At 50.2% G+C, this 13,417-nt stretch carries 10 protein-coding genes, 1 rRNA gene and 1 riboswitch; of the genes, 2 read left to right on the top strand and 9 right to left on the bottom strand.

Annotated features, from left to right (window positions below):
- Positions 1-5: 5 nt before the first annotated feature.
- The 3 genes from DT73_RS23120 to btuB form a co-directional block, all read right to left on the bottom strand.
- Positions 6-1,547, bottom strand: a 16S ribosomal RNA gene (locus DT73_RS23120).
- A gap of 350 nt (positions 1,548-1,897) precedes the next feature.
- Entirely contained in the window at positions 1,898-2,764 is an 867-nt protein-coding gene (gene murI / locus DT73_RS23115) for a glutamate racemase (protein ID WP_036115889.1), read from the bottom strand.
- Positions 2,709-4,547 (bottom strand): TonB-dependent vitamin B12 receptor BtuB, encoded by a 1,839-nt coding sequence (btuB, locus tag DT73_RS23110; protein WP_036115914.1) that lies wholly within the window; start codon positions 4,545-4,547, stop codon positions 2,709-2,711. Before btuB ends, murI begins: the two co-directional genes overlap by 56 nt.
- Positions 4,548-4,615: 68 nt before the next feature.
- Positions 4,616-4,820: riboswitch (cobalamin riboswitch) on the bottom strand.
- 114 nt (positions 4,821-4,934) lie between these two features.
- Between btuB and trmA the strand changes: the two genes are divergently transcribed.
- Complete coding sequence (gene trmA, locus DT73_RS23105) at positions 4,935-6,035, top strand: tRNA (uridine(54)-C5)-methyltransferase TrmA (RefSeq protein WP_036115886.1); 1,101 nt, start codon at positions 4,935-4,937, stop codon at positions 6,033-6,035.
- A 62-nt stretch (positions 6,036-6,097) separates the two neighbouring features.
- On the opposite strand, the gene DT73_RS23100 is transcribed toward trmA, so the two are convergent.
- Together DT73_RS23100 and fabR are read right to left on the bottom strand one after the other, a co-directional pair.
- On the bottom strand, positions 6,098-6,451 hold the full coding sequence (locus tag DT73_RS23100; RefSeq protein ID WP_036115883.1) for a YijD family membrane protein: 354 nt from the start codon (positions 6,449-6,451) through the stop codon (positions 6,098-6,100).
- A gap of 10 nt (positions 6,452-6,461) precedes the next feature.
- Positions 6,462-7,100, bottom strand: a complete 639-nt coding sequence (fabR, locus tag DT73_RS23095; protein ID WP_036115881.1) for an HTH-type transcriptional repressor FabR — start codon at positions 7,098-7,100, stop codon at positions 6,462-6,464.
- Positions 7,101-7,294: 194 nt separating this feature from the next.
- On the opposite strand from fabR, the gene sthA reads away from it, so the two are divergent.
- On the top strand, positions 7,295-8,695 hold the full coding sequence (gene sthA / locus DT73_RS23090) for a Si-specific NAD(P)(+) transhydrogenase (protein WP_036115879.1): 1,401 nt from the start codon (positions 7,295-7,297) through the stop codon (positions 8,693-8,695).
- Here the strand turns inward: sthA and oxyR are convergent.
- The 4 genes from oxyR to argB form a co-directional block, all read right to left on the bottom strand.
- A complete protein-coding gene (gene oxyR, locus DT73_RS23085) occupies positions 8,678-9,595 on the bottom strand; it encodes a DNA-binding transcriptional regulator OxyR (RefSeq protein ID WP_036115876.1) in 918 nt (305 codons plus the stop codon). The two genes, sthA and oxyR, sit on opposite strands and share 18 nt — an antisense overlap.
- A 291-nt stretch (positions 9,596-9,886) precedes the next feature.
- Positions 9,887-11,260, bottom strand: coding sequence for an argininosuccinate lyase (gene argH, locus DT73_RS23080; protein ID WP_036115873.1), 1,374 nt, complete (start codon positions 11,258-11,260; stop codon positions 9,887-9,889).
- A gap of 86 nt (positions 11,261-11,346) precedes the next feature.
- Positions 11,347-12,564: an argininosuccinate synthase gene (locus DT73_RS23075; RefSeq protein ID WP_036115872.1), complete on the bottom strand. Its 1,218-nt coding sequence runs from the start codon at positions 12,562-12,564 to the stop codon at positions 11,347-11,349.
- 70 nt (positions 12,565-12,634) lie between these two features.
- A complete protein-coding gene (gene argB, locus DT73_RS23070; protein WP_072007007.1) occupies positions 12,635-13,411 on the bottom strand; it encodes an acetylglutamate kinase in 777 nt (258 codons plus the stop codon).
- Between the last annotated feature and the right edge of the window lie 6 nt (positions 13,412-13,417).

The raw sequence follows: 13,417 nt of genomic DNA, 5'->3' as shown, positions 1-13,417 counted from the left end.
TAAGGTAAGGAGGTGATCCAACCGCAGGTTCCCCTACGGTTACCTTGTTACGACTTCACCCCAGTCATGAATCACAAAGTGGTAAGCGCCCTCCCGAAGGTTAAGCTACCTACTTCTTTTGCAACCCACTCCCATGGTGTGACGGGCGGTGTGTACAAGGCCCGGGAACGTATTCACCGCGGCATTCTGATCCGCGATTACTAGCGATTCCGACTTCATGGAGTCGAGTTGCAGACTCCAATCCGGACTACGACGCACTTTATGAGGTCCGCTTACTCTCGCAAGTTCGCTTCTCTTTGTATGCGCCATTGTAGCACGTGTGTAGCCCTGGTCGTAAGGGCCATGATGACTTGACGTCATCCCCACCTTCCTCCAGTTTATCACTGGCAGTCTCCTTTGAGTTCCCGGCCTAACCGCTGGCAACAAAGGATAAGGGTTGCGCTCGTTGCGGGACTTAACCCAACATTTCACAACACGAGCTGACGACAGCCATGCAGCACCTGTCTCAGAGTTCCCGAAGGCACTCCCGCATCTCTGCAGGATTCTCTGGATGTCAAGACCAGGTAAGGTTCTTCGCGTTGCATCGAATTAAACCACATGCTCCACCGCTTGTGCGGGCCCCCGTCAATTCATTTGAGTTTTAACCTTGCGGCCGTACTCCCCAGGCGGTCGACTTAACGCGTTAGCTCCGGAAGCCACGCCTCAAGGGCACAGCCTCCAAGTCGACATCGTTTACGGCGTGGACTACCAGGGTATCTAATCCTGTTTGCTCCCCACGCTTTCGCACCTGAGCGTCAGTCTTCGTCCAGGAGGCCGCCTTCGCCACCGGTATTCCTCCAGATCTCTACGCATTTCACCGCTACACCTGGAATTCTACCTCCCTCTACGAGACTCTAGCCTGCCAGTTTCGAATGCAGTTCCCAGGTTGAGCCCGGGGATTTCACATCCGACTTGACAGACCGCCTGCGTGCGCTTTACGCCCAGTAATTCCGATTAACGCTTGCACCCTCCGTATTACCGCGGCTGCTGGCACGGAGTTAGCCGGTGCTTCTTCTGTCAGTAACGTCAATTGATGAACGTATTAAGTTCACCACCTTCCTCCTGACTGAAAGTACTTTACAACCCGAAGGCCTTCTTCATACACGCGGCATGGCTGCATCAGGCTTGCGCCCATTGTGCAATATTCCCCACTGCTGCCTCCCGTAGGAGTCTGGACCGTGTCTCAGTTCCAGTGTGGCTGGTCATCCTCTCAGACCAGCTAGGGATCGTCGCCTTGGTGAGCCGTTACCTCACCAACTAGCTAATCCCATCTGGGCACATCCGATGGCAAGAGGCCCGAAGGTCCCCCTCTTTGGTCTTGCGACGTTATGCGGTATTAGCTACCGTTTCCAGTAGTTATCCCCCTCCATCAGGCAGTTTCCCAGACATTACTCACCCGTCCGCCGCTCGTCAGCAAAGAAGCAAGCTTCTTCCTGTTACCGCTCGACTTGCATGTGTTAGGCCTGCCGCCAGCGTTCAATCTGAGCCATGATCAAACTCTTCAATTTAAAGTTTGATGCTCAAAGAATTAAACTGTTTATTCGTAATGAATTAACTGTTAGTCACTCTTTAAGACTTGATAATTTTTAGCGTCTTTCGACGTTAAGATATCAGTGCTTATGAGTGCCCACACAGATTGTCTGATAAATTGTTAAAGAGCGTTGCCACCGTATTTCCGGGTGGCGCGGGCTGCGTATATTACGCTTTCCCGCTGCAGAGTCAAGCATTTATTTTCACTTAACTTTGCCTGACAGGCCGGTTTGTTTGCCGTTGTGCCGTGTCAGTGGAGGCGCATTATAGGGCCTAATCTGAAGCTGGCAAGCCCTGTTTTGCAAAAACTTTATCAACCGTTGTTTTTTTACTCAATTGGAGATAAAAGCGGCAATACTTCAAGCTTTTGGAACCCATAACGAGATAAAACGGGCATTAAACAAGCAGTTTCCGGCGTGAGTGCCATACAGTAAGCAAGATTCTCATCCGTTGACTTAGCATCTGGCGCTTCATGCTCTAATAGCCAGGCGGTTCTTCTTGCTATTGCCGCACCAGAATCAATCAAACGCGTACCTTCCGGTAATACCTGGGCCAGCTCTTCTTGTAACAAAGGGAAATGAGTACACCCGAGCACGACGGTGTCTGGCGGCTCAGCCATTTTTAACCACGGGCGCAAGATATGGCGCAGTTCATCAAGGGATACGGGTTGACCATGTAATTTATGTTCAGCCAGTTCAACCAGTTCGGCAGACCCCAGCATTTCAATACGGCATTCATGAGCAAAACGGTCAATCAGTTCACGCGTATACGCCCTGCGGACGGTCCCACGGGTTGCCAGTAAGCCCACAACCCCGTTTGCGGTCAGGCGCGCGGCTGGCTTAATAGCAGGAACCACTCCCACTACGGGGAAAGCGAATTTTTCACGTAATGCGGGCAGAGAAACAGTACTTGCGGTATTGCACGCAATAACAGTCAGGGCAAGCGGAGTGCGTTTCTGGACAGCAGTAACAATGCTGACGACACGCTCAACGACAAACTCCTCACTTTTTTCACCGTAAGGGAAAGCGACGTTATCGAAAGCGTAGATGTAATGGAGATCCGGTAGAAGATGCCGGATCTCATCATAAACAGATAACCCACCGACCCCGGAATCAAAAACAAGGACGGTGGGTCTTGCATCAGAAGGTGTAGCTGCCAGACAAGTAGTACTCTCGTCCTGCAGTATGATAGCCATAAACTGTCTCATAATTTTTATCGAACAGGTTTGCTATTTTACCACGAACAGTCACATGAGAGGTGACAGGATATGACACTGCGACATCCCATATACTTACACCGCCCATTTTGACTTTCTCGTATGTACTGTAGTCCGTGTCATAACGCTGCCCCAGATAATGGTATGTCACTCCCCAATCCAGGTCATACACATTCCAGTCTAATTGATATTTCACCTGGTGTTTTGCTCGCCGGGCAAGAATCTCACCTGTTTGGGCATTGCGAGCATCGAGGTAATCGTAGCTGACAGTATGCTGTAAAGGCCCTGTATCAAAAGAAGCTGTCGCTTCAATGCCTTTAATATCTGCACGACCCACATTGAAATAACGCATTGCAGCATCATCGTAATCAATGAGATTCTTCACCTCATTGCGATAACCTGATACACGCCACTGGACACCAGAGGTAAGCCCCTCGAAAGCGCCTTCCCATTGTTTACTGGTTTCCGGGTCGAGATCACTGTTGCCATAATACCCATATAGCTGCCCAAGATTCGGCGCCTTATATGCCGTACCATAGGAAGCAATGAACCGATACCCGCTGATAAACTCCCAGGCGGCACTACTTTGCCAGGTACCATGGCGGCCAAATTGAGAGCTGTCATCACTACGCACTGCACCTTCGAGCGTAACAGGACCTAAAGCTTGCAGCGCAGTTGCATAAACGCCCGTATTACGTTGTTCATAGCCTTCCGTTACGTAATCTGTTCCTGGTTCTGTCGTTTGCTTCTGCCAGTCCAGGCCAAAACCAACATTACCTTTACCTGCCACGACTGTGTTTGCCCACTGGATATTATATTGCTGGACATCATCTAATGTGGCCGATGAGTCATAACGGCCATACGCGGGGTCGTAGTTATAGTCCTTTGTATGGCTATAACTGGAGGTTAGTTGTGATGAATAGATATCCTGGTTGTAGCGCAACCCGGCATCCCAGGTTTGGCTATAAAGCTGACGAGTATCAACCAGTGCATAGCCCGGCGTATAATAACCATCGTAGCTGGTACGGTTACTAAACCCATATCCACGAACAAAGCCACTCCATGCATCAGAGAATTGGTGTTGTACTGCGCCATAGATGGTTTTACTCATAAAACCATCGCGGTCTGGTTGCGCTGCTGCCCCGGTATTACCAGCGGCTACGACATCAAAACCTTTGGTATAAGTGTAATCACCCAATAATGTAACCCGGGTTTTATCACTAATATTTTGTTGAGTAGAGATATCGTAATTCTGGTAACCATTCGACCCCATACCCGCGGATAGCGTTGTACCAACTTTATCCGATGAGGTAATGATATTAATCACACCACCAATTGCATCTGAACCATATACAGCGGAACGAGGGCCACGAATATATTCAATACGCTGCACCATCGAAACAGGAAACTGGCTTAAATCAGAAGAACCGCTAACACCGGCCTGGTTCAGACGAATACCATCCACCAGAATTAATACATGGCTCGAATTAGTACCACGAATAAATAGCGAGGATGATTGCCCCATTCCCCCATATTGCGTGGCATCAACGCCCGGCAATCGTCGGATAACATCAACCAGTGATTTTGCTTGCCAGTGCTCAATTTCATCGTGCGTCACAACAGTAACTGGTGCTAATACTGTTGACTTAGGCTGCTGAAAACGGCTGGCCGTTACGACCATGGTATTGGATTGATTGTCTTGCGACCAGGCAGAAAAAGCCGTGACAGAAGCGGCTGTCAGCAGCGAGAGTTTTTTTATCATCATTAAAATAAGCATCCGGAGATTCTTAAGGATGCCGCAGGCTCACTCCATAGCACGCGATGAGTGATCAATTGCGACGTGTATCCGGCAGGTCTTCGGGCTTAATGGTTTTACATGGATGAAAACTTCCCACCTGAATTCTGTTTAATGCAGAAAATAAGCAGTGTTTGCGATAAACGCCATCATCCAACCAACTATTACCGCTGCGCGTCAGCTCCAGATTTACACTGGATTCCCTTTTAACTCACGGAGGCCGGAAAATGCATGCTACATTCGCCCTATATAGATGTCCAGACTTCCGAAAATTGAATTTGATAATAACGGGGCTGGACAATACGCCACCATTCCCTACAATCCCCGCGTAATTTCTTATTCAGGACAGCAGGTATGACCCCCGAACATCTCCCGACAGAACAGTATGACGCTCAACTGGCTGAAAAAGTGTCTCGCCTTAAAGCGATGATGGCCGCTTTTGCAGCGCCGGATGTAGAGGTGTTTCGCTCGCCGGTCAGCCACTACCGCATGCGGGCCGAATTCCGGGTCTGGCATGAAGGTGATGATCTTTATCATATTATTTTCGACCAACAAACCCGCCAGCGCATTCGGGTAGACAGTTTTCCGGCAGCAAGCGAGCTGATTAATGCACTGATGGTTGCTGTACTGGATGCCGTGCGCGCTCAACCCGTGCTGCGCAAGAAGTTATTTCAACTGGACTACTTATCCACACTGAGTGGTCAGGCAGTTGTCTCTTTACTGTATCACCGTGCGCTGGATGACGAGTGGCGTGCTGCGGCAACGCAACTGCGCGATACTCTGCGAGCACAGGGTTTCAATGTGCATCTGATTGGGCGGGCAACAAAAACAAAAATCATGCTCGACCAGGACTTTGTGGATGAAACGCTGCCTGTGGCCGGGAAACCAATGGTTTACCGCCAGGTGGAAAATAGCTTCACCCAGCCAAATGCAGCCATGAACATTCAAATGCTGGAATGGGCACTGAACGTGACTCAGGGCGCGACCGGGGATTTACTGGAGCTTTATTGCGGTAACGGGAATTTTTCACTGGCGCTGGCACGTAACTTCGACCGGGTACTCGCAACCGAAATCGCCAAGCCGTCGGTTGCGGCTGCACAGTACAACATTGCGGCAAACCATATCGATAATGTACAAATTATCCGGATGTCTGCAGAAGAATTTACCCAGGCCATGCAAGGTGCCCGGGCATTTAACCGCCTGGAAGGTATTGATTTACAAAGCTATCAGTGTAATACCATTTTTGTCGATCCGCCGCGTAGCGGATTAGATGATGAAACACTGAAAATGGTGCAGACTTACCCGCAGGTTTTGTATATTTCCTGCAACCCGGAAACCTTATGCAATAACCTGCAAACCCTTTCCCAAACGCACCACATTTCACGCCTGGCACTGTTTGATCAGTTCCCTTATACCCATCATATGGAATGTGGCGTATTGCTCCGCAAAAAATAAGCGCACCAGCACACCAACAAAAAAGGCGCATCAGCGCCTTTTTTGTTACCTGAAACAGGTTATTAGCTGTTTTCGCTGCGCGCACGCAGTTTGTAAAAAATCCAAAACAGCAACACAACAGACAGCACTGATGGCAGGAAATTAGAACCAATTGACGGGTATTCAGCACGCACAACGGCACTGTATACCAACACGCCCAGGATAAAGCAGGCGGCGGCAATCCCCGGTAACCCTTCAGGCATAGTACGATTTTGGTAACGCTGATGCAGGCAATACACCGCCAGCACCAGGGATATTATGGGAAACAGGGAAAATGGTACAATTGAACTAAACAGCGCTGAACACGCGCCATTAATGGACAAACCGGCGATGAGCGCCAGTAGCAGAGTCGCTTTTTCTTGACCAGGTTGTTTCATTGCTCGTCCTTCACTCCTCGGAATGTTGTGCCATCTTTTCTTGTTCGCGGCGATACCAGTAGTAAGCCCCTTTAGAAATCATACGCAACTGTAACACCAGGCGCTCTTCAAGCTGCCGCCGTTGGTCTATATCGACATCCAGAGCTTCAGCACCCGCACTGAACACAATCGTGACCATTGCTTCTGCCTGTGCCTCTGTAAATGACCGCGGCATACGATTTTCGAGTTCTAAATAATCCGCAAGTTCCGCAATAAAATGTTGGATCTCGCGGGCAACCGCTGCCCTGAACGCAGCAGAAGTTCCCGAACGTTCGCGGAGAAGAAGGCGGAATGCATTGGGGTTGTTGCCGATAAACTCCATAAAGGTGGATACCGATGTCCGAATAACACTCCCACCACGGGCAATACGTTGCCTGGCCTGCCGCATCAACTGACGCAGCATAAGGCCACTCTCGTCAACCATCGTCAGCCCCAGTTCATCAACATCACGAAAATGCCGATAAAACGACGTGGGCGCAATACCAGCTTCACGCGCAACTTCACGTAAACTCAGGCTGGCAAAACTACGCTCAGCACTCAACTGGCTGAATGCAGCCTCGATTAACGAACGGCGAGTACGTTCTTTTTGTTGCGCTCTTACACCCATCATGGTCGCCTGAATCCTTCTACTCCTTGTGGCACTATACCAGAGAATCGAACCTGCTGACTTGTCCAGGATTGTGACTGATTGTTTATATGGGCAATATTACGTCAGAATAAAATTCACCCAATCTATATTGGGTTATTGCCCTATGAATGTTACTATCATGTTGCTCTAATGTATAAAAACAGGTAAGCCTTACCATGCCACATTCCTACGATTATGACGTAATAGTAATTGGGTCCGGCCCTGGCGGCGAAGGTGCTGCAATGGGTCTGGTGAAACAAGGGGCCAGAGTCGCCGTCGTTGAGCGATATCATAATGTCGGCGGTGGGTGTACCCACTGGGGCACCATCCCGTCGAAAGCGCTCCGTCACGCAGTCAGCCGTATTATCGAATTCAACCAAAACCCACTATATAGCGACCATTCCCGACTTCTGCGCTCATCCTTCGCTGATATACTGAACCACACTGAAAATGTTATTAGCCAACAAACCAGCATGCGCCAGGGGTTCTACGAACGTAACCACTGTGAAATTCACCAGGGTAATGCGTCGTTTGTCGATGAGCATACACTTGAGCTTGAATATCATGACGGTACCATCGAGCAGATAACAACAGAAAAATTTGTTATTGCCTGTGGTTCCCGGCCTTATCGCCCACAGGATGTTGATTTCTCCCATCCGCGAATCTACGACAGTGACTCCATCCTCAATCTGCACCATGAGCCGAAGCATGTCATTATTTATGGCGCGGGTGTGATTGGTTGTGAATATGCCTCAATTTTCCGGGGAATGAACGTCAAGGTTGACCTGATCAACACCCGTGACAGGTTGCTGGCATTTCTGGATCAGGAGATGTCAGATTCGCTTTCTTATCACTTCTGGAATAGTGGTGTTGTTATTCGCCACAACGAAGAGTACGAGCGAATTGAAGGTGTTGATGATGGTGTGATTGTCCACCTTAAATCCGGTAAGAAAGTCAAAGCCGATTGCCTGCTGTATGCCAACGGGCGCACGGGTAACACTGATTCACTGGCGATTGAGAATGTTGGGTTAGAAGCGGACAGCAGAGGGTTGCTGAAAGTAAACAGTATGTACCAAACTGCACAGCCCCATATTTACGCAGTGGGGGATGTGATTGGTTACCCAAGCCTTGCATCTGCTGCCTATGACCAGGGGCGTATCGCGGCTCAGGCTATTATTAAAGGTGAAGCATCCGCACACCTGGTTGAAGATATCCCAACGGGAATTTATACCATTCCGGAAATCAGTTCGGTGGGTAAAACAGAACAACAGCTAACAGCAATGAAAGTGCCGTATGAAGTGGGCCGGGCACAGTTTAAACACCTGGCACGGGCGCAAATTGTTGGTATGAATGTTGGCACCCTGAAGATTCTCTTTCACCGCGAAACGAAAGAAATCCTGGGGATACACTGTTTTGGAGAGCGTGCCGCAGAGATTATTCATATCGGCCAGGCAATCATGGAACAGAAAGGTGGTGGTAACACGATAGAGTACTTTGTTAACACCACCTTTAACTACCCGACAATGGCAGAAGCTTACCGGGTAGCAGCGCTGAACGGCTTAAACCGCCTGTTTTAGCGCACTGTCGAAGTGACCAGCCATCTGTTTACGGATGGCTTCCGCCAGCTGTTCATAACGGCTGCGCAACGGTGAGCCGGGGCGATATACCAGGCCAATTGTCCTGCGGGGTTCAGGTTTATAGCACGGCAGATAAACCACACCATCACGGCGTTTTTCGTGAGGAACCGCGAGGGCTGGCAGTAATGTAATACCGCTGCCAGCCGCAACCATATTACGCAGGGTTTCAAGACTGGTTGCCCGGAAGTGCGTATCTTCATCGGCACCGGCTTCAAAACAGAACCCCATTGCCTGGTCACGCAGGCAATGCCCGTCTTCCAGCATCAACAATTTCTCGCCAGACAAATCGGACATCGGTACACGGTCACGATCAGCCCATGGGTGCCCTTCATAAATGGCCAGCAGCATCGGCTCATCGAACAGTGGAACTTCAATAAAAGCTTCACTTTCCTTCACTAACGCAAGGATAGCGCAGTCCAGTTTTCCACTATCAAGTTGCGCAAGCAACTGATGGGTTTGGGCTTCATGCAGGTACATTTCCAGTTTTGGAAAAGCCTGGTGAAGCGCCGGAATAATGTGGGGCAGGAGATATGGCCCTACAGTAGGTATCAGGCCGATATGCAATGGCCCTGACATTGTCTCTCCCTGCTGACTTGCCATTTCCTTGAGCACTTTCACTTCACGCAATACCGTGCGAGCCTGGTCCACCAGCAGCAAGCCTGCCTGAGTGAATAAGACTTTACGGCTGGTACGCTCCAGCAACATCACACCCAGTTCATCTTCCAGCTTACGAATTTGCCCACTTAACGTAGGCTGGCTGACATGGCAGGCATCGGCAGCACGACGAAAATGGCGGTGTTCGGCTAACGCGACTAGATATTCCAGATCACGAATGTTCATTCATCTCCCTCCGGGGCCACGATAGCCCTTGGCGATAGATAGAATAGCAATCAGCGATTATCCCTATCAAGCATCTTTTGCCATAATGCCTCTCACAGCAGCAAAGCACGTGAAATGACCCTCACTTATTGCTGCGACCAGAGATTCTCTCTGACATGAAAAAGCCAACGTGAACGTTTAGCGGACAGTAATGTCCGCTTTTTTTTGCCTGTTTAACACACACCGGTTCCGGTTTGGTTCGGGGCACAAAAAAGCCCGACCAAAGCCGGGCGCTAAAGGAGCAAACAAAGATTAAACTAAACGCTGCTTCGCTTCTGCAATTGCCAGTGTGACCTGTACGGGAGAAACACCGCCTTTGGCTGCACGTTTATCCAGGCAAGATTGCAGAGATAAAATGGGGTAAACATCCTCACCAATAGTGGCACTGAATTTTTGTAATTCCACCAGTGGTAAGGCTTCCAGCGCTTTACCCTGACGAATGGCTTCAACCACCGCTTCACCTACAATGTGGTGAGCTTCACGGAATGGCACACCTTTCGCAACCAGGTAATCAGCCAACTCTGTCGCATTCGCATAACCCTGCTCTGCTGCTTCCTGGCAACGCGGGCGTTTCACCTGAATGCCGTCCAGTACCAGCGCCGCCATATGCAGGCAATCCAGCCAGGTATCCAGTGCGTCAAACAGGCCTTCTTTATCTTCCTGCATGTCTTTATTGTAGGCCAGCGGTAACCCCTTCAGGGTCATCATCATGCCGGTCAATGCACCCTGAACACGGCCACACTTGCCACGAATCAGCTCCAGTGCATCCGGGTTCTTTTTCTGCGGCATCAACGAAGAACCGGAAGTAACACGGTCAGACAGTTCAACAAAACCAGCTTCGCCAGTATTAAAGAAGATAAGGTCTTCAGCGAAACGCGACAAATGCACCATGCCAATAGATGCGCCAGACAGCAACTCCAGCACATGGTCACGGTCGGAAACGCTGTCGAGACTGTTGCGTGTTGCACTAGCAAAGCCAAGCCACCCGGCCAGTTGTTCGCGATCAATCTCATAAGCAGTACCGGCCAGTGCACCACATCCCAGCGGGCTGACGTCAAGGCGCTTTAATGCATCCTGCAGGCGGCTTTCATCACGCGCCAGCATTTCGACATAAGCCAGGCACCAGTGGGCGAACGTAACAGGTTGGGCACGTTGCAAATGGGTATAACCCGGCATAACGGCATCCTGATTAGCTTCAGCCGTTTCTACCAGCGCTTTTTGCAGTTCACGGCTGGCACTGAGCAGATAAGTAATCTGGGATTTACACCAGAGTTTTAAATCAGTTGCGACCTGGTCATTACGGCTACGCCCGGTGTGAAGTTTTTTACCCAGTTGGCCTACTTTCTCGATAAGTTTGCCTTCCACCCAGCTGTGAATATCTTCAGCATCACTGGTCAGGATTGCTTCCGGCGACGCCTGAACTTCTTCCAGCAGAACATTGAGTGCGGCTTCCAGTTGCAGTTGTTCATCTGCAGTCAGCACACCAACAGTGACCAACGCTTTAGACCAGGCGACAGAACCCACAATATCCTGCTCAGCCAGCCGATAATCAAAGCGTAATGAGTCGTTAAACTGCTTAAACCGTTGATCCGCTGCCTGAGTAAAACGCCCGCCCCAAAGTGCCATAATCCGCTCCGTAATTCATGAATCCTGTTTAAAAAAGGCCCCCACATTGCCCGTGTCTACGCAACATGGGGGATAAAACTAAAAACTTATTTCTTCTGTTCGTTCAGCGCACGAATACGTGAAGACAGGGAGAACAAGCGAATGAAGCCGCCAGCATGGCTGTGGTCGTAAACTTCATCTTCACCGAAAGTCGCGAACTCTTCGCTGTACAGGCTGTTGGGTGATTTTTTCTGAATAGCAGTTACCCGGCCTTTATACAGTTCCAGTACCACTTCACCATTCACTTCACCTGCCAGGGATTCTGCAGCTGCCTGCAAAGACTGGCGCAGCGGTGCAAACCAACGGCCGTCATAAACCACGTAGGACATTTCCAGGCCAACCTGTTCACGCCATTTGAAGCTGTCACGGTCCAGTACCAGCTGCTCAACAGCACGCAATGCAGCCATCATAATGGTGCCCCCCGGGGTTTCGTAGCAACCACGGGATTTAATACCCACCAGGCGGTTTTCCACGATATCAACACGGCCAACGCCATGTTTGGAACCCAGAACATTCAGTGCTTCCAGGCATTTGAACGGGCTCATTGCTTCACCGTTCACGGCGACCACTTTACCGTGCTCAACAGTAATGGTGACTTGCTCAGCGGCATCCGGCGCTTCTTTCGGGTCAACAGTCCATACCCAGCAATCTTTATTCGGTGCATTCCACGGGCTTTCCAGCACACCGCCTTCAGTAGAGATATGCCAGGCGTTTTCATCACGGCTGTAAATTTTTTCCAGAGAAGCGGTTGTCGGGATGTCGCGCTCTTTCAGGTATGCCAGCAATGCTTCACGGGAACGCAGATCCCATTCACGCCATGGAGCAATGACTTTGAGGCCAGGAGCCAGGGCAGCCCATGCAGACTCAAAACGAACCTGGTCATTACCTTTACCAGTTGCGCCGTGAGCCAGTGCATCCGCACCCACTTTTTTCGCCACATCCACCAGCGCCTTAGCGATCAGCGGACGAGCCATGGAAGTACCCAGCAAGTAGCTGCCTTCGTACAGCGCACCGGTTTGCAGTACCGGATAAACATAATCACGAATAAATTCTTCACGCAGATCCACAACGTGGCATTCAATCGCTCCGGAACGCAGCGCTTTTTGTTCAACCCCTTTCAGATCATCACGATCCTGCCCAATATCCACTACGCAGGCGACAACTTCGCAGCCCTGATAGTTTTCTTTCAGCCAGGGAATGATAGCGGAGGTATCCAGACCACCGGAGTAGGCGAGAACAACTTTTTTGATGCCGTGATTTTGCATTTTCTTTTCCTTCAAGAGCGCATTAGGCCTGACCCTGCAGACCATATGGAGTCGTTAAACGTGTAGTGCGTTACGCAATGATACGGGTACCAATCGCAACACCATTGAATAGCGAGGGCAATTGCTCCGCATGGCGCCATGAGGCGATATCTACCGGGCGTCCAAGTGTACGCGCAGCATCCAGTGCAGCATTAACTTTCACAATCATCCCATCGGTAATGATGCCCTGAGCAATCAGTTGCTCCGCTTTTTCAGCTGTCATTTCAGCAATACGCTGGCCTTTACCATCCAGGATACCACTCACATCTGACAACAGGATTAAATCAGCACCCAGAGTTGCAGCCAGAGCCGTGGCAGCCTGGTCTGCGTTCACATTCATCAACAGGCCATCTTCTGTTATGCCAATAGAACTGACTACCGGGAGAAACCCACCGGCTAACAGTGAGTTCAGCAAACGATCAGAGCCCGGTTTTGCCAGGCCAACATGGCCCAGAGACTCATCCAACTGAGTGACGGTAACACTGCCACCATCCGCAAGGCACAGCCCTACAGCATCAATATGGTGCTTCTGAGCCCAGGCGAGCAATGTTTTATTTGCCGTACCAGCCAGAGCCCCGGTGATAATGTCTATCTGGTCTGCCGGTGTAACCCGCAGACCATTTTTTTTCTGTACGGGCAGGGCAAGTTTCTTCATTAATTCATCAACCAGACACCCGCCACCATGGACGATAACCAGAGGGCGCTGGTGAGACTCACGGTACGTAACCAGTGCAGCAAACAGGCGTTCCAGCGCTTCTTCACTATCCAGCAGAACACCGCCTAACTTAATAATTAATGGATTCATCATCTCACC

Source organism: Mangrovibacter sp. MFB070 (assembly GCF_000705335.1).
GTDB lineage: Bacteria > Pseudomonadota > Gammaproteobacteria > Enterobacterales > Enterobacteriaceae > Mangrovibacter > Mangrovibacter plantisponsor.
The sequence above is the reverse complement of the archived record's forward strand: the minus strand, read 5'-3'. Positions and strand labels throughout refer to the sequence as shown.